Annotated in this window: 19 protein-coding genes, 1 tRNA gene and 1 pseudogene; 15 read left to right on the forward strand and 6 right to left on the reverse strand. The window is 61.7% G+C overall.

From position 1 onward, the window contains the following. From CD932_RS29285 to istB, 3 genes are all read left to right on the forward strand, one after another. The coding region (locus tag CD932_RS29285; RefSeq protein WP_254926515.1) for a transposase at window positions 1-490 on the forward strand (490 nt) is incomplete at its 5' end. Between the two features lie 507 nt (window positions 491-997). Beyond that, window positions 998-2,521: an IS21 family transposase gene (gene istA / locus CD932_RS08150; RefSeq protein WP_094442193.1), complete on the forward strand. Its 1,524-nt coding sequence runs from the start codon at window positions 998-1,000 to the stop codon at window positions 2,519-2,521. A 35-nt stretch (window positions 2,522-2,556) separates the two neighbouring features. Then, window positions 2,557-3,336, forward strand: a complete 780-nt coding sequence (gene istB, locus CD932_RS08155) for an IS21-like element helper ATPase IstB (protein ID WP_094443534.1) — start codon at window positions 2,557-2,559, stop codon at window positions 3,334-3,336. A gap of 766 nt (window positions 3,337-4,102) precedes the next feature. On the opposite strand, the gene CD932_RS08165 is transcribed toward istB, so the two are convergent. Then, entirely contained in the window at window positions 4,103-4,954 is an 852-nt protein-coding gene (locus CD932_RS08165) for a helix-turn-helix transcriptional regulator (protein ID WP_094442195.1), read from the reverse strand. 277 nt (window positions 4,955-5,231) lie between these two features. Here CD932_RS08165 and CD932_RS08170 point away from each other — a divergent pair, with 277 nt between their 5' ends. From CD932_RS08170 to CD932_RS08180, 3 genes are all read left to right on the forward strand, one after another. Beyond that, a complete protein-coding gene (locus CD932_RS08170; protein WP_094442196.1) occupies window positions 5,232-6,737 on the forward strand; it encodes a DASS family sodium-coupled anion symporter in 1,506 nt (501 codons plus the stop codon). A 141-nt stretch (window positions 6,738-6,878) separates the two neighbouring features. Then, window positions 6,879-7,751 (forward strand): DUF2807 domain-containing protein, encoded by an 873-nt coding sequence (locus tag CD932_RS08175; protein ID WP_094442197.1) that lies wholly within the window; start codon window positions 6,879-6,881, stop codon window positions 7,749-7,751. A 144-nt stretch (window positions 7,752-7,895) separates the two neighbouring features. After that, window positions 7,896-8,093, forward strand: coding sequence for a Fe-S-cluster oxidoreductase (locus tag CD932_RS08180; RefSeq protein ID WP_254926609.1), 198 nt, complete (start codon window positions 7,896-7,898; stop codon window positions 8,091-8,093). A 21-nt stretch (window positions 8,094-8,114) separates the two neighbouring features. Here the strand turns inward: CD932_RS08180 and CD932_RS08185 are convergent, their stop codons facing one another. Then, window positions 8,115-8,333, reverse strand: a complete 219-nt coding sequence (locus CD932_RS08185) for a hypothetical protein (protein WP_094442198.1) — start codon at window positions 8,331-8,333, stop codon at window positions 8,115-8,117. 171 nt (window positions 8,334-8,504) lie between these two features. On the opposite strand from CD932_RS08185, the gene CD932_RS08190 reads away from it, so the two are divergent. The 6 genes from CD932_RS08190 (at window position 8,505) to CD932_RS08215 (ending at window position 15,723) form a co-directional block, all read left to right on the forward strand. Next, window positions 8,505-9,278: a DeoR/GlpR family DNA-binding transcription regulator gene (locus tag CD932_RS08190; protein WP_094442199.1), complete on the forward strand. Its 774-nt coding sequence runs from the start codon at window positions 8,505-8,507 to the stop codon at window positions 9,276-9,278. Between the two features lie 30 nt (window positions 9,279-9,308). Beyond that, window positions 9,309-10,469: an MFS transporter gene (locus tag CD932_RS08195; RefSeq protein WP_094442200.1), complete on the forward strand. Its 1,161-nt coding sequence runs from the start codon at window positions 9,309-9,311 to the stop codon at window positions 10,467-10,469. 163 nt (window positions 10,470-10,632) lie between these two features. After that, the gene (locus CD932_RS08200) at window positions 10,633-11,478 is read left to right on the forward strand and encodes an undecaprenyl-diphosphate phosphatase (RefSeq protein ID WP_094442201.1); all 846 of its coding nucleotides are present in this window, start codon (window positions 10,633-10,635) and stop codon (window positions 11,476-11,478) included. A gap of 6 nt (window positions 11,479-11,484) precedes the next feature. Further along, complete coding sequence (gene recQ / locus CD932_RS08205; protein WP_094442202.1) at window positions 11,485-13,308, forward strand: DNA helicase RecQ; 1,824 nt, start codon at window positions 11,485-11,487, stop codon at window positions 13,306-13,308. A 15-nt stretch (window positions 13,309-13,323) separates the two neighbouring features. After that, window positions 13,324-14,295, forward strand: a complete 972-nt coding sequence (locus CD932_RS08210) for a LysR family transcriptional regulator (protein ID WP_094442203.1) — start codon at window positions 13,324-13,326, stop codon at window positions 14,293-14,295. 141 nt (window positions 14,296-14,436) lie between these two features. After that, window positions 14,437-15,723, forward strand: a complete 1,287-nt coding sequence (locus tag CD932_RS08215; RefSeq protein WP_094442204.1) for a Glu/Leu/Phe/Val dehydrogenase — start codon at window positions 14,437-14,439, stop codon at window positions 15,721-15,723. 79 nt (window positions 15,724-15,802) lie between these two features. On the opposite strand, the gene galE is transcribed toward CD932_RS08215, so the two are convergent. The 3 genes from galE to CD932_RS08230 all read right to left on the reverse strand — a co-directional run bounded on the left by galE (window position 15,803) and on the right by CD932_RS08230 (window position 17,745). After that, a complete protein-coding gene (galE, locus tag CD932_RS08220; protein ID WP_094442205.1) occupies window positions 15,803-16,822 on the reverse strand; it encodes a UDP-glucose 4-epimerase GalE in 1,020 nt (339 codons plus the stop codon). A 78-nt stretch (window positions 16,823-16,900) separates the two neighbouring features. Beyond that, on the reverse strand, window positions 16,901-17,620 hold the full coding sequence (trmB, locus tag CD932_RS08225) for a tRNA (guanosine(46)-N7)-methyltransferase TrmB (RefSeq protein WP_094442206.1): 720 nt from the start codon (window positions 17,618-17,620) through the stop codon (window positions 16,901-16,903). 51 nt (window positions 17,621-17,671) lie between these two features. Continuing rightward, window positions 17,672-17,745: transfer RNA gene (locus CD932_RS08230), tRNA-Gly, on the reverse strand. A gap of 310 nt (window positions 17,746-18,055) precedes the next feature. Between CD932_RS08230 and CD932_RS08235 the strand changes: the two genes are divergently transcribed. Beyond that, a complete protein-coding gene (locus tag CD932_RS08235) occupies window positions 18,056-18,319 on the forward strand; it encodes a hypothetical protein (protein ID WP_094442207.1) in 264 nt (87 codons plus the stop codon). Window positions 18,320-18,619: 300 nt separating this feature from the next. Next, the gene (locus tag CD932_RS08240) at window positions 18,620-18,976 is read left to right on the forward strand and encodes a diacylglycerol kinase (RefSeq protein WP_094442208.1); all 357 of its coding nucleotides are present in this window, start codon (window positions 18,620-18,622) and stop codon (window positions 18,974-18,976) included. 124 nt (window positions 18,977-19,100) lie between these two features. Here CD932_RS08240 and CD932_RS29290 read toward each other — a convergent pair. Next, window positions 19,101-19,317 (reverse strand): annotated as a pseudogene (locus CD932_RS29290) (IS481 family transposase); the annotation flags it as partial. A gap of 89 nt (window positions 19,318-19,406) precedes the next feature. Between CD932_RS29290 and CD932_RS08250 the strand changes: the two are divergent. Then, complete coding sequence (locus CD932_RS08250) at window positions 19,407-19,772, forward strand: hypothetical protein (protein WP_254926516.1); 366 nt, start codon at window positions 19,407-19,409, stop codon at window positions 19,770-19,772. Window positions 19,773-19,804 lie beyond the last annotated feature (32 nt).

The raw sequence follows: 19,804 nt of genomic DNA on the forward strand, positions 1-19,804 counted from the left end.
CAAGAAAGGCGACGGCGATAAGTCAAGGCTGTGCTACCTGGGCCACGCGCTGATGGAGAACCGCAATGGCCTCGTGGTAGATGCCACCACCACGCTGGCAAGTGGAACGGCCGAACGGGACGCGGCGCTGATCATGGCCGGGCGCAGCATCGACAAAGCCGGCGCGACGCTGGGCGCCGACAAGGGCTACGACGCGGCCGCGTTCGTCAAGGAACTGCGCGCTATGGGCGTGACACCGCATGTGGCGCAAAAAAAACACAGCGCCATCGATGGACGCACCACGCGCCATGCGGGCTACGCGGTGAGCATCAAGAAACGCAAACTGGTCGAAGAGATCTTCGGCTGGAGCAAAACCATCGGCGGACTGCGCAAGGCGCGCTTCGTCGGCCTTGCGAAAGTGCGTGCCCAGACCACGTTTACTTTCGCCGCTTACAACCTGACACGCATGGCGACGATCTTTGGCTGGCGGTTATCGGCGATGGTGGGATAGCTCCGTCCAAAGTGGGTAGAAAGCGCTAAAAAATGCCAAAAATCGGCCTGAAAAGTGGCTGAAAACTGCTTTTTATGAAAAAAGCGGCTTCCAGCCCAAAAAAATCGCATGTCGGGAGACAAAATCCGAAGGACTGGGTTCCTTTTTCAACACCCTGTTAAGTCGACCAGACCTGAGAAACATTCGGATAAAACCAGTTTTTGCAGCTACGACCAAGCTGTCGGACACTGCGGTCTTCGCAGCGAAGCAGCTTGGCGTAGAAGTGCGTAGTCTTTGGGTATTCCGGACGAACGTGACCAGTGATTCCGGCATCGTGACCAGCCATTCCGTTTGAACGTGACCGCCCATTCCGGGCGAACGTGACCGATTTCGGGCATTGTCCGGAATCAGCGGTCACGATACCGGAATGACTGGTCACGATGCCGGAATGGTGTTGTACAGCGCAGTGATGGCGTTACGCATTTTGCAACCGAACGGGTACGCTCCCAGCTTTTGACTGGAGATGGCGTGCCCGCACCGAGGATCAATATGCGTAAAATTAAGGACGTACTACGGCTCAAGCTTGACGCCAAATTGTCGCACCAGCAGATTGCCAATGCACTCGGCCTGTCGAAAGGTGTGGTCACGAAGTACGCTGGCCTGGCTGCGGCAGCGGGCCTGGACTGGCTCACTGTACAAAGCATGGACGAGGCGGCGCTGGAGCGGCGCCTGCTGGTCGGCGCCCAAAAGGCGAGTGACTATGTGCAGCCCGATTATGGTCGCCTGCACCAGGAGCTGCGCCACAAGGGCATGACGTTGATGCTGCTGTGGGAAGAACACCGCGCCGACTATGCCGATCGTCAGACCTACGGCTACACGCAGTTCTGCGAAAATTACCGCCGCTTCGCCAGGCAGCTCAAGCGCTCGATGCGCCAGGTCCACCGCGCCGGCGAGAAGCTGTTCATCGATTACGCCGGCCCCACCATCGCGCTCACCGACGGCAGCCGCGCCCATGTCTTCGTGGCCGCCTTGGGGGCCTCCAGTTATACCTACGCCTGCGCCACACCGCGCGAGACGATGGCCGACTGGCTCGAATCGACGGCGCGTGCGTTGAGCTTCTACGGCGGCGTAACGCAGCTCATCGTGCCGGACAATCCGAAGGCGATGATCGCCGACGCCAACCGCTACGAGCCACGCGGCAACGACACGGTGCTCGACTTCGCGCGTCACTATGGCACCTCGATCTTGCCGGCCCGGCCCTACCATCCGCAGGACAAGGCCAAGGCCGAATCGGCGGTGCAAATCGTCGAACGCTGGATCATGGCGCGCCTGCGCCATCAGCAGTTCGCCAGCGTGCACGAGGTCAATCAGGCCGTGGCGCCGTTGCTCACACGGCTCAACGACAAGGCGTTCCAGAAGCTGCCAGGCAGCCGCGCCAGCACCTTCGCGGAAATCGACGCGCCGGCCTTGTTGCCACTGCCGTTGCAACGCTACGAAATGGCCCGCTTCAAAACCGTCAAGGTCCACATCGACTACCACGTCGAGGTCGAACGTCACCGCTACAGCGTGCCGCAAGCATTGGTCGGCCAGGAGCTCGAGGCGCGCATCACCACGGCGGTGGTCGAGTTGCTCCATCGTGGTCAACGCGTCGCCAGCCACGCCCGCAACAGCCGCGTCGGCGGCTTCACCACGACCCCGGCACACATGCCCGCCGCCCACCGCGCCCAGATGGAATGGACACCGCAACGACTAATCCACTGGGGGTCCAGTATTGGCCCGGCAACGGCCGAAGCGGTGACCCGGTTGATGGCCGAAAACCGCCATCCCGAGCACGGCTATCGCGCCTGTCTTGGACTGCTGTCGCTGGCCAAGCGCTATGGCAAAGAGCGGCTCGAATCGGCGTGCACGCTGGCCCTGCAGATCGGCGCCTGCCAGTACCGCCACGTCAATGACATCCTAAAAAACAATCGCGACAAAAGCGCGCCGGCCACCACTGACGACTGGGTGAGTCCCGACCACGCCCACCTGCGCGGCCCTGGCTACTATCAATAACGATATAAACAATATAAATAATACGGAGTATGACGATGATGATGCACACCACCCTGGCGCAACTTCGCACACTGAAACTCGACGGCCTGGCCGCCGGCCTGGAAGAGCAGCTAGCCCAACCTGGGCTGGGCGCGTTGAGTTTCGAAGAGCGCCTGGCGCTGCTGATTGACCGCGAAGTCCACGCCCGCAATGACCGCAAGATGGCGCGACTGCTCAAGAACGCGCACCTTAAATATGGCCAGGCCGCCATCGAGGACATCGACGCGCGCGCTGGTCGCGGCATCGACCGGCGCGAGGTCATGAGCCTGGCCCTGGGCGACTGGGTCAGCGCCGGCCACAGCGTGCTGGTGACCGGCCCCACCGGCGCCGGAAAATCATGGCTGGCCTGCGCGCTGGCGCAGTACGCCTGCCGGCGTGGCTACTCGGCGATCTACCAGCGCGTACCGCGCTTGCAGGAAGAACTGCGCATCCGGCACGGCAGCGGCGCCTTCGGCAAATGGCTGCTACAACTGGCCAAGACCGACGTCCTGGTGCTCGACGACTGGGGCATGGGAGCCATCGACAGCATGACCCGTTCGGATCTGCTGGAAATCATCGACGACCGCGCCGGCAACAAGGCCACCATCATCACCAGCCAACTGCCGGTCGAACACTGGCATGCCTGGATCGGCGACGCCACCATCGCCGACGCCATCCTGGACCGCGTCATGCAGCGCAACCACCGCTTCACGCTGACCGGCGATTCGCTGCGTGCCCAGCGACCTAAAACAACCAAAAAGGAGAAAAATATCGAGAAAAATATCGACCCATCGTGACCGCAGGGATTAGAATTTGACCGCGTAACGCCATCCGCTGCGCAGCGGTCACGTTCGCCGGAATGGCTGGTCACGTTCGCCGGAATACGCACTTGACATGAGCAAGGACTACCCCCTTATCAAATGCAATGTTAACGGCCGGAACAAAATTTATCACCTACCGTTCGACCAGCAGTATGACCGGGTGCGCATCAGCCCCGCGCGTGGTGAGCTCTATGTAAGGACAGCGCAGGAGGCTGAGAAATTAGGATTTCGTCGGGCGATGCGCCACTTTGGCTAGAAAGCTGCTGGTGACGCGAAAAAGCCCTCCGGCGAGGGTAATGCCGTTCAGTTAGCGCGCCTACGCTGCCAGGAAACCCGCAAAACGGATTGAGGCCTCGGTCTCCAGCACAGGCCCACCGGGCCAAGCGGGTCCGAAAAATGTCGAGGGCAAGGCGCAGCGACGAAGACAGTACGCATGTACGGCGAGGAGCTGCAACGCAGCCATCGGCATTTTCTCGGGCTCGCGTCCCCGGCCCGCCGTTTCTACGTTTTTAGGCCTCACGCATTCAATGCATCAGACAGCTTAACTGAACGGCATTACTCCGGTGAGGGCCCTCCAACTGCGGTCACTCCCAGTACGCCGGCCGTATTGAGTAATATTTTGACCTGATTTCGCAATGCAACAGTTTGCCAACGTGGGTACGCTGCGCTTAACCCAGCGTGCCTGGCCGGACAGCGGGGTAGACGGCAGTGGGTGGTCCCGGGTCAAGACCGCCTGGCCCAGTCAGATTGAGATGCCATCGGGGAGCATGATGCCGGGCACGGGAGCAAGCTGCGCGCCGCTCGCGCGATCCGAGAGGTAGCGCGCCGGAGGCTTGCCCACCGCCTTGCGGAACATGGTGACGAAGCCGCTGGCGTTTTCATACCCCAGCTCAAACGCCACCGTTTGCACGCTGTCACCCTTGGTCAACCTTTGCAGCGCAAGGATCACATGCAACTGCCGGCGCCAGCGCCCGAAGCTCATGCCAATTTCGTGCGGCAGAAGACGGCTCATGCTGCGCTCGCTCATGCCTATGCGCGTAGCCCAATCGGCCTTCGAAGTTTTGTCCGTAGGGTCGGCCAGCATCATTTCCGCGAGGCTGCGCAAGCGGGGATCGCGCGGCATGGGCAGATGCAAGTCTTCCACCGGTGCCGCCACCAATTCATCGAGCAATACGGCAATCAGCCGGTCTTCCCGCCCGCCCGGCGCGTACAACTCAGCAATACCGGCCGCCTTCAGCATCAACTCGCGCAGCAATGGCGATACCGAAATCGTGCAACAGGTTTTCGGCAGGTCCGGTGCGGCGTCAGGCTCGACGAACAGACAATAGCATTCCGTTTCACCCGCCCCCCGTGCCGAGTGGGGCAAGTCTCCCGGTATCCAGATGGCGCACTGCGGCGGCACGATCCAGACGCCGTCTTCGATTTCGCAGTTGAGGATGCCGCGCGCGGAATAGATCAGCTGCGCCTTGCGGTGCTGATGCCGCGCATTTTCCCAATTTTTTGTTACCGATGTGGCACTCAAGGCCACAACAGGGCGCGAGACGCTGTCGACGTCCCTGGGCACAGTCAGATCGGTGATGGCAATGCTCGACATGGTGGATAGAACCTCGGATGGAAGATGATGCATTGGCCTGATTGCAAAATATTATGACCAACTTGCTCAATGACGTCCAGCGTAACAATGTCGGCGAGATGCGCCGCATCGGCGTGCAGCTGCGACGCGGCGCGAGCATCTGATTGCCGAAAAATTGACTTCGCTGCATTCTTGCCCAGATACCTGTCTTCTGCCGGGCTGCATTGCCTTATGATGGTTTTGCAATGTTGCCTTAACGCATGCCGTCACCGGCAGGCGGGAATCAGAGAGGATCCAGATGTTCAAGACTGTCAGCGAGTTGCTGCGCCATTTCAAAGAGGCCGTGCCCTTTCGCCTGGGCCCGGCCGTCATTTCCACCATCGTGCTCATTACCCTGCTGTTGCTGCCGACACCCGATGGCTTGACGGCCAAGGCCTGGGCGCTGGTGGCGATTTTTCTCACCACCATCGTCGCCATCATCCTGAAAGTGATGCCGATCGGCGTGATGGCCATGATGGCGATCGTCATCGTGTCGCTGTCGCAAGTCACGTCCACCTCGTCCAAGGGCGCCATCACCGATGCGCTGAGCAGCTTTGCCAATCCGTTGATCTGGCTGATCGTCGTCGCCATCCTGATTTCGCGCGGGCTGAAAAAGACCGGCCTGGGCAGCCGCATCGGCCTGCTGTTCATTTCGCTATTGGGCAAGCGCACCATCGGCATCGGCTACGGCCTGGCGATCTGCGAACTGGTACTGGCGCCGTTTACGCCCAGCAACACGGCGCGCGGCGGCGGCATCGTGCACCCGATCATGAAGTCGATCGCCAATGCATTTGACTCCGATCCGGCCAAGGGCACCGAGCGCAAGGTCGGCACCTACCTGGCGCTGGTCAATTACCACGCCAACCCGATCACTTCGGCCATGTTTTTGACGGCCACCGCACCCAATCCGCTGGTGGTCGATTATGTGGCCCGTGCCAGCAATCAGCAGTTTCACCTGAGCTGGACCACCTGGGCGCTGTGCATGCTGCTGCCGGGCCTGGTGTGCCTCTTGGTAATGCCAATCGTGATTTACTGGCTGTCGCCACCGGAGCTGAAGGCCACGCCGGACGCGGTCGACTATGCCAAGGCAGAGCTTAAAACCATGGGACCGCTGTCGGCCGCCGAAAAAGTCATGCTGGGCACCTTTGGCTTGCTGCTGGTGCTGTGGGCCAATGTTCCGGCCATGCTGTTCGGCCCGGCGTTCTCGCTAGACCCGACGGTAGTGGCCTTTGTCGGCCTGTTCGTCCTGATCATTACCGGCACCATCGATTGGGACGACGTGCTGTCCGAGAAAAGCGCCTGGGACACGCTGGTGTGGTTCGGCGCGCTGGTAATGATGGCCGAGCAGTTGAACAAGACCGGTGTGATCGCCTGGTTTTCAAGCGGCATGAAGGGCGCCATCGTTGCCAGCGGCATGGACTGGCTGCCGGTGGCTGGCGTGCTGGTGCTGGTGTTCGTGTTTTCGCACTATTTCTTTGCCAGCACTACCGCCCATATCAGCGCCATGCTGCTGGCCTTCCTGACGGTGGGCGCGCAGCTGATCCCGCCAGAGTATTTGATTCCGTTCATGCTGATGATGACGGCGGGTTCCGCCATCATGATGACCCTGACCCACTACGCCACCGGCACCTCGCCCATCATCTTTGGCAGCGGTTTCGTGACGATGGGTAACTGGTGGCGCACGGGGCTGGTCATGTGCCTGGTCGAGCTGGCGATTTTTGCCGTGGTGGGCACCACCTGGTGGAAGGTGCTGGGATACTGGTAAGCGCAGTTCACCCCCTGTTTTGCGCAGTTCATCGCATTCCAGTATAGGCAAGGAGCACGGTTTGTTATCTTGATATCGACAGCACGGCAGCCGCAGCGCGGCCGCCGGCTTTTTTTTATCAACGATCACAAAGGAAATATCATGCGTGCTTTGCTGGCCCTGTGCTGCGCAGTCGCCCTTGGCGGCTGCGCCATCGTCATCAACCCCAACGATGGCGACGTGCGCTACAGCGCGGACTCGGGCGGCAAGGCCGTTGACGGCAACGCGCAATTGAGCCGCGATGCGCGCACGGTGGGCAACGCGACGGTGCTCGATATCGGTAATCTGGGCAATGCCGACGCCAGGGTCGAGGTGCGCGTCGGCCCAGCGACCTCGCTGGTCATCGAGGCCGACAGCAGTCTCCTGCCGCTGATCCAGAGCGAAGTGAGCGGCAATACCCTGCGCATCTGGAGCGACGCCAATCTGCGCCGCAGCAGCGACATCCACATCATCTACACCACCGCGCGCCTGAACAAGATCAGCATGATCAACGGCGGGCGCCTGTTTGCCAGCGGCTTCAACGGCGGCGACCTGACCCTGGTGCAGCACGGTTCCATGAAGAGCGAACTGTCGGGCAAGGTGGCGCGGCTGGACCTCGCCAACTACGGTTCGGGCAGCATCAACGCGGCCGGGTTGAACAGCGGCAACAGCGACGCGGTGCAGAACGGCTCGGGCCGCATCCACCTGGGCCAGCTGCGCGCCGAGAGGGTCAATCTGGCCGTCAATGGCTCGGGCAGCATCAGCGCCAGCGGCGTGGCGCAGCGCCTCGACGCCAATGTCAACGGTTCGGGCAATATGAACCTGGCGCCCCTCACCAGCGAGATCGCCTATTTGTCGAGCAACGGTTCGGGTGATATCGATGCCACCGCCACCAGCGAAGTCAACGCCCGCTCCAGCGGCTCGGGCCGCATCACCGTGCATGGCGAGCCGGCCAGACGCACCGTATCCGGTTCGCGCGTGCGCGTGGTGCAATAAGCGGGAGTCGGTCAGCGCGGCGGGGGCTTGCTATACTGTCGGCCCCAGCCCGCTTTTCACCTGATCGCCATGCCGTCTTCCGCTCCCCTGGCATGCCGCCCATCCTGCGGCGCCTGCTGCACCGCCCCCTCGATCACCAGTCCGATACCAGGCATGCCCAATGGCAAGCCAGCCGGCGTGCGCTGCGTGCAGCTGGCCGATGACAATTTATGCCGCATCTTTGGCCAGCCCGAGCGGCCGGCGTTTTGCGGCGGCTTGCAGCCATCGATGGACATGTGTGGCGACAGCCGTGAGTATGCGGTGCAGTGGTTGGGCGAACTGGAGCGCCTGACTGCGCCCTGACATACCGTCCATCCGGCAAGTTCAGTGTTTCGGCGGCGCTTCCCGCACGCCATTGACCATGCGCTTGTATTCAATCAACAGCGACACCAGACCCAAGACACACAGCGCGATCACGCCATCGCGCACGTCCGTCAGGACAAACCCGCCGTGGCGGAAATAATGCATCGCTTCAAGCGCCACCAGCATCGCCAGGCAAGCGGGGCCATGGCGGCGCACGGTAATGCGCAACAGGGTTGCCATTGAAAACTTCTCTGTCGTCATGCCGTCGCCTCCCATTGAATACGGTAACTGTAACCGTTATTTATATCTTAATGGCAAAGTTGTGACCTGCACCAGCTGCCTTGAGCAAGGCTTGACGTAATCTGCACGTTTGCGTATATTTATGCGCATTCCTGCACGATTAAGATCATCATGACCGCCAACTTGCTACTCAAACAACGCCACGCGCTGATCCAGCAACAATTGCAAGCCGACGGCCGTGTGCTGGCGCTGGACCTGGCGCGCCAGCTCGAGGTGTCGGAAGACACGATACGGCGCGACCTGCGCGAGATGGCCGCCGCCGGCCTGTGCCAGCGCGTGTATGGCGGCGCGCTGCCGCTGGCGCCCGAGGGCGGCAGCCTCGGCCAGCGCCAGCACCAGTCGCCCGAAAGCAAGGCGCGCCTGGCGCAGGCGGCCGTGTCGCTGGTGCGCGCCGGGCAAGTGCTGTTTCTCGACGCAGGATCGACCAACCTGGCGATCGCCACCGCGCTGCCGCCATTGACCTTGACGGTGATCACCAATGCGCCGGCGATCGCCATGGCGCTGATGGAGCGCCCCGAGATCGAGCTGATCATGGCAGGCGGACGGGTCGACCGGCGCGCTGGCGCCAGCCTGGGGCCGCAGGCGCTGCGCACGGTCGAGCGCATGCATCCCGACCTGTGTTTTCTGGGCGCTTGCGGCGCCGACGCCGACGCCGGCGTGACCGCCTTCAATTACGACGAAGCCGAATTCAAGCGCAACATCGCCGGCGCCAGCCGGGCAGTGGTGGTGGCGGTGACCAGCGACAAGCTGGGCACGGCCGCGCCCTTCGGCGTGCTGGCCACCGGCCTGCTGCAGCACCTGGTGCTGGAAGCGGCCGCCGACGCCACGCACGTGGCCGCGTTTGAACGGCAAGGCGTGCAGGTGCTGCGCGCCCGCGCCCGCTGAACCTCTTTTACTTTTTTTGAAAGTCACGCCATGCACCTTACCGGTACCCTGCAACAACGCGCCACGCGCCTGGTCTTTTTTGCCGCCGGCTTCGGCATGGCGGCCTGGGCGCCGCTGGTGCCCTACGCCAAGGCGCGCCTGGGCCTCGATGAAGCCACGCTGGGCTTTTTATTGCTGTGCCTGGGCGCTGGCTCCCTGTGCGCGATGCCATTTACAGGCGTGCTGGCCAGCCGCTTCGGCTGCCGCGGCGTGATCCTGTGCGCCGGCGCAGTGCTGATCGCCGTGCTGCCGGGGCTGGCGCTGGCAGTCACGCCGCTGCAACTGGGCCTGGTGCTGCTGACCTTTGGCGCGGCCATGGGCACCATGGACGTGGCCATGAATATCCAGGCCGTGATTATCGAAAAAGCCAATGGCGGCGCGATGATGTCCGGCTTTCATGCGCTGTTCAGCGTGGGCGGCTTTGCCGGCGCGGCCTGCATGGCACTGCTGCTGTGGCTGGGCTTCACGCCCGCCTGGTCCTGCGTGGCGCTGATGGCGGTGCTCGCTGCCGTGATGGGCGCCTCGCAAGGCCACTTGCTGCGCACAGTCTCGGCCACTGGCGAAAAGACGCCGCTGTTCGTCATGCCACATGGCGCCGTGATCCTGATCGGCCTGCTGTGCTTTATCGTGTTCCTCGCCGAAGGCGCCGTGCTCGACTGGAGCGCCCTGTTCCTGACCGGCATGCGCGGCCTGGACGAAGCCAAGGGCGGCTTCGGTTATGCCGCGTTTGCCATCGCCATGACAGTTGGCCGTTTTACCGGCGACAAGGTGGTCAGCCGCTTTGGCGGCAAGCGGGTACTCGCTTTTGGCGGCCTGTGCGCGGCCGGCGGTTTCTTCCTGGCGGTGCTGGCGCCCGGCGCGGCGCTGGCACTGTTCGGTTTTGTGCTGGTCGGCCTGGGCGCGGCCAATATCGTGCCCATCCTGTTTACGGCGGCCGGCCAGCAGACGGCCATGCCGGCCAGCCTGGCGGTGGCCGCCATTACCACCATCGGGTATGCGGGCATCCTGGCCGGACCGGCCGTGATCGGCTTTATCGCCCACGCCACCAGCCTCAACCTCGCCTTTGCCATCCTCGGCGGCGCGCTGCTGCTGGTGGCGGCCAGCGCGCGTCTGGCCGCAGCGCCAACCTCGACGGCAAAACACGCCGCCTGATCCTCGCCCGGCCTTGCTGGCGGCGCTAAAAAAGCGTTGCCAGAGCGCGCCTCAATCGCATCGGCCACACGCTCTCGTGGTAAGCTTCGACCCCGCGCGGATGGCAAACGCCGCGCGGCCCTCCCCCTCCTCTGCTTGCTTACTCACTTACTACATAACGTACATGGATCTGATTCTTGCATTAAAAGCCATTATCATGGGGCTGGTTGAAGGTTTTACCGAATTCCTGCCAATTTCCTCCACCGGCCATCTGATCCTCGCCGGCAGCCTGCTCGACTTTACCAACGATGTGTCGAAAGACGTGATGGATGTGTTCGAGATCGCGATCCAGGCCGGCGCCATCCTGGCCGTGTGCTGGGAATACCGCGCGCGCATCGCTTCGGTGCTCTCGACCTTCAGTACCGACTTGAAATCACGCAAGTTCGTGCTCAATGTGGCGATTGCCTTCCTGCCGCTGGCCATCATTGGCCTGGCCATTGGCAAGATGATCAAGCATGCACTGTTCAAGCCGGTGCCGGTGGCGCTGGCCTTTATCATCGGCGGCGTGATCATTCTGCTGGTCGAGCGCCGCGCGCGCCTCAATCCGGTCGCCGTGCGCGTCAATTCGGTCGATGAAATGACCGCGCTCGACGCCCTGAAAGTCGGTTGCGCGCAAGCGTTTGCGCTGATTCCCGGCACCAGCCGCTCGGGCTCGACGATTATCGGCGGCATGCTGCTGGGCCTGTCGCGCAAGACGGCCACCGAATTCTCGTTCTTCCTGGCCATACCCACCTTGCTGGCGGCCACCTTTTATTCGCTGTACAAGGCGCGCGACATTTTGTCCACCACCGACCTGCCGCTGTTTACGCTGGGCACCCTGGCCGCGTTTGTGTCCGCCTTTTTGTGCGTGCGCTGGCTGCTGCGCTACATCAGTTCGCATGACTTCACATTCTTTGCCTGGTACCGTATCGTGTTTGGCGTGCTGGTGATCGCCAGCGCCCACTACGGCTGGGTTGTCTGGGCAGAATAAGGCACCATGAATCAAGATCTCAACGCGCAAGCCCTGCAGACGCTGCAAACCGTCTTCGGCTATCCGGCCTTCCGCGGCCAGCAGGCCGATATCGTCGACCATGTCAGCCACGGCGGCGACGCCCTGGTGCTGATGCCCACCGGCGGCGGCAAGTCGCTGTGCTACCAGATCCCGGCGCTGCTGCGCGACGGCGTCGGCGTGGTCATCTCGCCTTTGATCGCGCTGATGCAGGACCAGGTCGACGCGCTGGCCGAAGTGGGCGTGCGCGCCGCCTTCTTGAATTCCACCCAGACCTATGAAGAGGCGAGCCGCATCGAGCGCCTGGTGCGCACTGGCCAGATCGACCTGGTCTACGTGGCGCCCGAACGATTGATGACGCAGCGCTGCCTGGACCTGTTCCAGGCCTCGAAGATCGCCCTGTTCGCCATCGACGAGGCGCACTGCGTGGCCCAGTGGGGCCATGACTTCCGCCCCGAATACATCAAGCTGTCGGTGCTGCACGAGCAGTTCCCGGACGTGCCGCGCATTGCCCTCACCGCCACGGCCGACCCGCAGACGCGCGCCGAAATCGCGCTGCGATTGCAACTGGACGACGCGCGCCAGTTCGTCTCGTCATTCGATCGCCCGAACATCCGCTACCAGATCGTCGAAAAGGCCAATGGCCGCAAGCAGCTACTCGACTTCATCACCACCGAGCATGCGGGCGACTGCGGCATTGTCTATTGCCTGTCGCGCAAAAAAGTCGAAGAGACGGCCGAATTTTTGAACCAGAGCGGCATCCGCGCCCTGCCCTATCACGCCGGCATGGAGTACGCCAGGCGCAGCGCCAACCAGGCGCGCTTCCTGCGCGAGGAAAACATCGTGATGGTCGCCACCATCGCCTTCGGCATGGGCATCGACAAGCCCGACGTGCGCTTCGTGGCCCACCTCGACCTGCCGAAAAGCATTGAAGGCTATTACCAGGAAACCGGGCGCGCCGGGCGCGACGGCATGGCGGCGAACGCCTGGATGGCCTACGGCCTGCAGGACGTGGTGCTGCAGCGGCGCATGATCGACGAATCGGAAGCCGACGAGACCTTCAAGCGCGTGCTGGGCGTGAAACTTGACGCCATGCTGGGCCTGTGCGAAACGCTCAGCTGCCGGCGCATGCGATTGCTCGAATACTTCGGCGAGCCGGCCTCCCCTTGCGGCAATTGCGACACCTGCCTGGTGCCGCCCGTCTCGTTCGATGGCACGGTGCCGGTGCAAAAGCTGCTGTCGGCGATCTACCGCGTTGACCAGCGCTTTGCCGGCGGCCACGTGATCGACGTGCTGCGCGGCATGGAGTCCGAGCGCATCAAGACCTGGCACCACGATTCCTTGTCGGTGTTCGGCATCGGCGCCGACCTGGGCGAAGCGGAATGGAAGTCGATCTTGCGCCAGGCCATCGCGCTGGGCCTGGTGGCCGTCGACCATGAGCAATACAGCTCATTGAAACTGACGGACGCTTCGCGCCCGGTGCTCAAGGGCGGGCAGAAAGTGCAGCTGCGCCAGTACCAGAAACCGGTCAAAACCAGCAAGCGCGGCGCCAGCGTGGCCAAGGGCTATGTGGAGATGGATTTGTCCGGCAGCGAGCAGGCGATTTTCGACAAGCTGCGCTGGTGGCGCGTGGAAACGGCGCGCACCCACAATGTGCCGGCCTACGTGATCTTCGTCGACGCCACCTTGCGCGAGATCGCCAAGGCCAAGCCCACCTCGCTGGAACAACTGCGCGGCGTCAGTGGCGTGGGCGAGAAAAAGCTGGCCTCGTATGGCGATGAAATCGTCGCCATGATTTTAGAGATGATCTGACGGTGCGGCGCGGCGATGGAAACCAAATGGCTGGAAGACTTCATTTCGCTCGCTGAAACGCATAATTTCAGCCGTTCCGCGGCGCTGCGCCACGTCACACAACCGGCCTTTTCGCGGCGCATCCAGTCGCTGGAAAACTGGCTCGGCACCGACCTGGTCGACCGCACCTCCTACCCCACGCGCCTGACGCCGGCCGGCGCCGTATTCTACGAGCAGGCGCTGGAAATGCTGGGCCAGATCAATGGCGTGCGCGCTCTGCTGCGCGGCAAGCGCGCCGCCACCCAGACCAGCGTCGACTTCGCCGTGCCGCATACCTTGTCGCTGACCTTCATGCCGAAGTGGCTGACCGCCCTGGAACAGGGTTTTGCGCCCATCAACAGCCGCCTGATGGCCTTGAACGTGCACGACGCGGTGCTGCAGCTGGTCGACGGCGGCTGCGACCTGCTGCTGTGCTACCACCATCCGCGCCAGCCGGTGCAGCTCGATCCGGGCCGCTACGACATGCTGGTGATGGGCCGCGAAAGCGTGCGCGCCTATGCCCGCTGCGGCGCCGACAAGGTGCCCGATTTCGTCTTGCCGGGCAGCGCGAACGAGCCGGTTCCCTTTCTTTCCTATACCAGCAACGCCTACCTGGGGCGCATGGTCGAACTGTTGATGGCCGACGCGAAAACGCCCTTGTTCCTCGACACCTGCTACGAAACCGACATGGCCGAAGGCCTGAAAATGATGGCGCTCGAAGGGCGCGGCATCGCCTTCCTGCCCGCCTCGGCGGTGCAGCGCGACGTCAAGTACAAGCACCTGGCGCTGGCCGACGGCGGCGCCCCGGGCTGGGAAATCGAGCTGGAAATCCGCCTGTACCGCGAACGCCCGAACGGCCAGCGGCGCGGCAAGGCGATCGTCGAAAGCCTGTGGCAGTACCTGGTGCGAGAGCAGGAACAGGTCGCGCGCGGCAGCCGTCGCCGCCAGCGTCCCGCCGCAGAATCCTGATGCAATAACTATGCAATAAATGCATAACCGGATGCGCACAAAGCATTGGCCGGGGCATGCCGGCATCGCCTACGATGCGGTTCCGCTGCGCGTAGCTGCATTCGGTTACGCCTCTCACGTATTTGTCCAGGAGCTCCAAGCATGACCAGCAAGCACGCACTGCCTTCCTACCTCAACCCTGAAGACCTCGGCCCATGGGGCGTCTACCTCGAGCAGATCGAACGCGTCACGCCCTACCTGGGCAACCTGTCGCGCTGGGTCGAAACGCTGAAACGCCCGAAGCGCATCCTGACCGTCGACGTGCCGATCGAGCGCGATGACGGCAGCATCGCCCACTACGAAGGCTACCGCGTGCAGCACAATATGTCGCGCGGCCCCGGCAAGGGCGGTGTGCGCTTCCACGAAGACGTGACCTTGTCGGAAGTGATGGCCTTGTCGGCCTGGATGACGGTCAAGAATGCGGCCGTCAACGTGCCCTACGGTGGCGCCAAGGGCGGCATCCGCGTCGATCCTAAGACCCTGTCGCGCAACGAGCTGCAGCGCCTGACGCGCCGCTACACGAGCGAAATCAGCATGATCATCGGACCGAACAAGGACATTCCTGCACCGGACGTCAACACCAATGAACAGGTGATGGCCTGGATGATGGACAGCTACTCCATGCTCAACGGCAATATGTCGACCGGCGTGGTGACCGGCAAGCCGATCTCGCTCGGCGGCAGCCTGGGCCGGCGCGACGCGACCGGCCGCGGCGTCTACGTGGTTGGCTGCGACGCCGCCGCCAGGGTCGGCATGCAGATCAAGGGCGCGAAGATCATCGTGCAAGGCTTCGGCAATGTGGGCGGCGTGGCCGCGCGCATGTTTTTCGAGGCCGGCGCGCACATCGTCGCGGTGCAGGACCACAAGACCACCGTCGTACATACCGGTGGACTCGATATCCCGCAACTGCTGGCGCACGTGGCCGAAGCGGGCAGCGTCGAAGGCTTCCCGGGCGCCGAAGCGTTCGTGCCGCGCGACGATTTCTGGGGCATCGCTTGCGACATCCTGATCCCGGCCGCGCTGGAACAGCAGATCACCGCCGAGCGCGCCCACATCATCCGCGCCAAAATCATCCTGGAAGGCGCCAACGGCCCGACCATGCCGGCCGCCGACGATATCCTCAACGACAAGGGCGTGCTGATCATACCGGACGTGCTGGCCAACGCCGGCGGCGTGACCGTCAGCTACTTCGAATGGTCGCAGAACTTCTCGAGCTTCTTCTGGACCGAAGAAGAGATCAACAGCCGCCTGACGCGCATCATGCGCGAAGCGTTCGACGCGGTCTGGCAAGTGTCCCAGGAGAAAAAAGTGTCGATGCGTACCGCGACCTTCATCCTGGCCTGCACGCGCGTGCTGCAGGCGCGTGAGGTGCGTGGCTTGTATCCATAATATGGTACTGACAAAGCCATGAAAAAATCCCGCTGCACGGTGATGTGCGGCGGGATTTTTCATGCACAAGCCAGATCAATCAGGTGGCGTAGCCTTGCGGATTCTGGTGCTGCCAGCGCCAGTGATCCGCGCACATGTCGTCGATGTTCTTCTGCGCCGTCCAGCCCAGCAGTTCACGCGCCTGGTCGGCCGAGGCGTAGCAGCTGGCGATGTCGCCCGGGCGGCGCGGCACGATCTGGTACGGCACCAAGCGGCCGCTGGCCGCTTCAAACGCGCGTACGGTATCGAGCACGCTGTAGCCATGGCCGGTGCCGAGGTTGACCGTAAAGCCGCCCTCAACGGAAAACAGCCGGTTCAGGGCCGCCACATGACCCAGCGCCAGGTCGACCACATGGATGTAATCGCGCACGCCAGTGCCGTCCGGCGTCGGGTAATCGTCGCCAAAGACGGACAATTTCTCGCGGCGGCCGACGGCCACTTGCGCAATGAACGGCATCAGGTTGTTCGGAATGCCGGCAGGGTCTTCACCGATCAGGCCGCTGGCATGCGCGCCCACCGGATTGAAGTAGCGCAGCACGCCCACTTGCCACTCTTTATCGGCATGCACCAGGTCCGCCAGGATTTCTTCCACCATCAGCTTCGAGCGGCCATACGGATTGGTCACCGACAAGCGTGACGTTTCCAGGATGGGCAGGGCTTGCGGGTCGCCATACACGGTGGCGGACGAACTGAACACAAAGCGTTTCACATTGGCGGCGGCCAGCACTTCCAGCAGCGCCACGGTGCCGCAGACATTGTTGTCCATGTACATCAACGGCTGGGCCACCGATTCGCCCACCGCCTTCAGGCCGGCGAAATGGATCACCGCATCGATGGCGTGCTCTTGCAGCACGGCGGCCATGGCGGCGCGGTTGCGCACATCGGCCTCATAAAAGGGCACGTTCTTGCCGGCAATCTGTTCGACACGGCGCATCGCTTCGCGCGCGCTGTTGCACAGGTTATCCACGGCAACCACGTCAAACCCTGCCGCCAGCAATTCGACGCAGGTATGCGAGCCGATGAAACCGGAGGCGCCGGTCACGAGAATTTTCTTGGCCATAATCTCAATCAATGCAAAAAAGTCAAGCTTAGCGCAATTGGACAAGCTTGACCAGCAAGCCCGTTTGCTTGCGTCCGGTTATTTTTTGATGAATACCAGGTCCCACACGCCATGGCCCAGCTTCAGGCCGCGGTTTTCAAACTTGGTCAGCGGGCGGTAAGCCGGCTGCGGCGCATAGCCCTCGACACTGTTCTGCAGTTGCGGCTCGGCACTAAGGACTTCCAGCATTTGTACCGCATAGTCTTCCCAGTCGGTGGCGCAATGCAGATAGCCGCCCGGCGCCAGGCGCTCGGTCAGTTGCCGCACGAACGGCGACTGGATCAAGCGGCGCTTGTTATGGCGCGCCTTGTGCCAGGGATCGGGGAAAAACACGTGGATGCCGGCCAGCGAATTGGCCGGTATCATGTGGGTGAGCACTTCCACCGCGTCGTGCTGCAGCAATCGAAGATTGCTCAGCGACTCTTCGCCGATCAGTTTGAGCAAGCTGCCCACGCCCGGCGTATGCACCTCGACACCAATAAAATCCTTGTCCGGCATGGCCTTGGCGATATGGGCGGTGGTGGCGCCCATGCCGAAACCGATTTCCAGGATCACCGGCGCCTGGCGTTTGAATACCTGCCCGAAGTCCAGCGCCTCTTTGCCGAACGGCAGCAAAAATTGCGGCCCCAATGTCTCGAGCGCGCGCGCCTGCGCCACCGACAGGCGGCCCGCGCGGGTAACGAAACTGCGGATGCGGTGTTCGGTCGGATCGTACATCATCGGCCGCGCCGGGCCGTTTGCTGGGGTATCAGAAGACATGGGAATGAAAGAAAGTAGCTGCGCCACGCAAATGGCGCATGGCGGCGAAAATGGAGCGGGTGAAGGGAATCGAACCCTCGTCGTAAGCTTGGGAAGCTTCTGCTCTGCCATTGAGCTACACCCGCGAAGAGTGCATTTTACGCGGGATGGCAAGCACTTGGCAAACACCGTTACAAGGCAACATCAATGTCGCGCGGGCATCCGGGACTACCAGAAAAAACATGCAATAAGGAAACATTTCAATCATATTTTGTTAACTTGTTACAACAGTCTATAGAAAAGGGATGGAAATGCTTTAGTATTGGAGCGGATTGCCTCTGAAATTGCCATCATCAGGCGTGCATGCAGACTAACACGCCGAATGTTGCTACAATCGCGTACCAGTTTCATAAGTTATAGCGTTTTTCCCCTGTTAAACCAAAAAAGGATCTTCCCATGAAAAAAATTCTGATCGCTTCGGCAATCCTGTTCGCTTCGGCGCAAGCCATGGCCCAAACCACCGCTCCAGTTGGCGGCGCTCCAGTTCCAGCAGCAGCCGCTCCTGCAGCTGGCGCAACCGGCGCAGCTGTCGGTGGTACCGTTGCTGGCCTGAGCACCAGCGCGCTGATCGCTATCGGCGCAGCTGTTGCTGTTGTCGCTGGCGCCGCAAGCTCGGATTCGACCACCACCAGCCACCACGGCACCACCTCTCATCATTAATCCTTGTGCTGCCCAGGCAGCACAAGGCAGGCTTTAGCCGATCGGTTGAATTTCAGCCATAAGGCACCAGCCTGACAGAGTGTGAGATTGGCATGCATGATGTCAATTTCAGCAAAAAAGCCCCTTTCGATTTGAAACGGGCTTTTTATTTTTCAGTACGCAACATCGAAATGAATACGCTGGCAAGTGCGCCTGCTTGCTATTCATCGTGCAACATGGGCAAACAGTGCCGTACGATCTATTTCAACTAGAAATTTGTTTTCATGTCTGTCAATTACCTAGCCCCAGCATGTTGTCCCGATGAAGAACCAGCCTTTTTATAATCGCGTGGTTTTTGCTCTGCAAGGCATAAGTGCCGCGCTGCGCATGGAGTCGAGCTTTCGCCTGCAATGTCTTGCCGCAGTGATCGTACTCATCGTGCTGGCATGCGTGAGGCCAGCCATGATGTGGTGGGCGCTGCTGCTACTCAATTGCGGAATGGTCCTGGCAGCGGAACTGTTCAATACCGCACTTGAGCACCTGCTCGATCACCTGCACCCTGGCCTCCATCCCAGCATCAAGATTGCCAAGGATTGTGCTGCTGGATCCGTTCTGGTGCTCAGTTTGAGTGCGATCGCCGTTTTTGTTGCTTTTTTGATCGAAACAGTGTTGAAGTAAGTCAGACTGCTCGCGGGTTAATTACAATTTACTATTAGCCAGATGCTATTTGATACTCAACGGCAACTCGCAATGTCGCATAGATGTCAGGGCGCGCTGGGTCGAGCTCGGCCCTGGAGGCGCAACGGGTCTGGTTGACGATCTCGCTGATGCGGCCATTGAAGCGTGCGACCATGCCATTGGTTTGCCGATGGCGTGGCGAGATCAAGCGATGTTCGATTACCAGTTGCGTGCGCAGGACGTCAAAGGCATGCTTGCCAGGTAGGGATGCGCTCGTCGGTTTCCGGGTTCTAGCGGTCCGTGAACTGGCTGCCGTTGTCGGTGAGCAGCTTGCCGATGATGACCAGACAGGCCTTTTTGACCTTGAGCAGAATTTAGGCCGGATTAAAATCGCGGCGTGCAGTGTGGATTTTTATTTCCACTGGCCGCCATGTCCGTTCTGACCACGTTGTTTCAAGATTTCACGGCCCGTTTATGTTCAACAGAGTTTATCCACGATGCCCGCCACACCGATCATCCGACCGCGCTTTCGCGCCGTCGCAAGCTGCCGCTGGCGACGCTGGTCGCCATCATGCGGAAGGGCATGCGGATGAGCATTCAGGCCGAACTGGACACCGTCTTCGCCCATCTTCGCCAGCAAGCCCAACTGGTCCACGAGGCATACGAACAGGCGCGCGCCAAGCTGTCCCTGACCGCGCATGCCGACGCCGCTCTGCCCGACAGCAAACGCGTCAATCATGCCTATGCCCACACTGCGCTCAAACCGCTGCTCTATCGCCATCGTGAAAATCGCTAGACACCACACAAGAAGGGTCAAAAGCCGCACAA

It is taken from the genome of Janthinobacterium sp. PC23-8, from assembly GCF_002250505.1.
Lineage (GTDB): Bacteria > Pseudomonadota > Gammaproteobacteria > Burkholderiales > Burkholderiaceae_D > Janthinobacterium.

What these genes read in the sequence shown, in the direction of transcription:
- CD932_RS08250 (WP_254926516.1), top strand. Translation starts at nt 19,407, where the DNA reads ATGTCCGTTCTGACCACGTTGTTTCAAGATTTCACGGCCCGTTTATGT.
- CD932_RS08195 (WP_094442200.1), top strand. Translation starts at nt 9,309, where the DNA reads ATGCACCTTACCGGTACCCTGCAACAACGCGCCACGCGCCTGGTCTTT.
- CD932_RS08175 (WP_094442197.1), top strand. Translation starts at nt 6,879, where the DNA reads ATGCGTGCTTTGCTGGCCCTGTGCTGCGCAGTCGCCCTTGGCGGCTGC.
- CD932_RS08210 (WP_094442203.1), top strand. Translation starts at nt 13,324, where the DNA reads ATGGAAACCAAATGGCTGGAAGACTTCATTTCGCTCGCTGAAACGCAT.
- recQ (WP_094442202.1), top strand. Translation starts at nt 11,485, where the DNA reads ATGAATCAAGATCTCAACGCGCAAGCCCTGCAGACGCTGCAAACCGTC.
- istB (WP_094443534.1), top strand. Translation starts at nt 2,557, where the DNA reads ATGATGATGCACACCACCCTGGCGCAACTTCGCACACTGAAACTCGAC.
- CD932_RS08240 (WP_094442208.1), top strand. Translation starts at nt 18,620, where the DNA reads ATGAAGAACCAGCCTTTTTATAATCGCGTGGTTTTTGCTCTGCAAGGC.
- CD932_RS08235 (WP_094442207.1), top strand. Translation starts at nt 18,056, where the DNA reads ATGAAAAAAATTCTGATCGCTTCGGCAATCCTGTTCGCTTCGGCGCAA.
- CD932_RS08190 (WP_094442199.1), top strand. Translation starts at nt 8,505, where the DNA reads ATGACCGCCAACTTGCTACTCAAACAACGCCACGCGCTGATCCAGCAA.
- galE (WP_094442205.1), bottom strand. Translation starts at nt 16,822, where the DNA reads ATGGCCAAGAAAATTCTCGTGACCGGCGCCTCCGGTTTCATCGGCTCG.
- trmB (WP_094442206.1), bottom strand. Translation starts at nt 17,620, where the DNA reads ATGTCTTCTGATACCCCAGCAAACGGCCCGGCGCGGCCGATGATGTAC.
- CD932_RS08200 (WP_094442201.1), top strand. Translation starts at nt 10,633, where the DNA reads ATGGATCTGATTCTTGCATTAAAAGCCATTATCATGGGGCTGGTTGAA.
- CD932_RS08170 (WP_094442196.1), top strand. Translation starts at nt 5,232, where the DNA reads ATGTTCAAGACTGTCAGCGAGTTGCTGCGCCATTTCAAAGAGGCCGTG.
- CD932_RS08165 (WP_094442195.1), bottom strand. Translation starts at nt 4,954, where the DNA reads ATGTCGAGCATTGCCATCACCGATCTGACTGTGCCCAGGGACGTCGAC.
- CD932_RS08215 (WP_094442204.1), top strand. Translation starts at nt 14,437, where the DNA reads ATGACCAGCAAGCACGCACTGCCTTCCTACCTCAACCCTGAAGACCTC.
- CD932_RS08185 (WP_094442198.1), bottom strand. Translation starts at nt 8,333, where the DNA reads ATGGCAACCCTGTTGCGCATTACCGTGCGCCGCCATGGCCCCGCTTGC.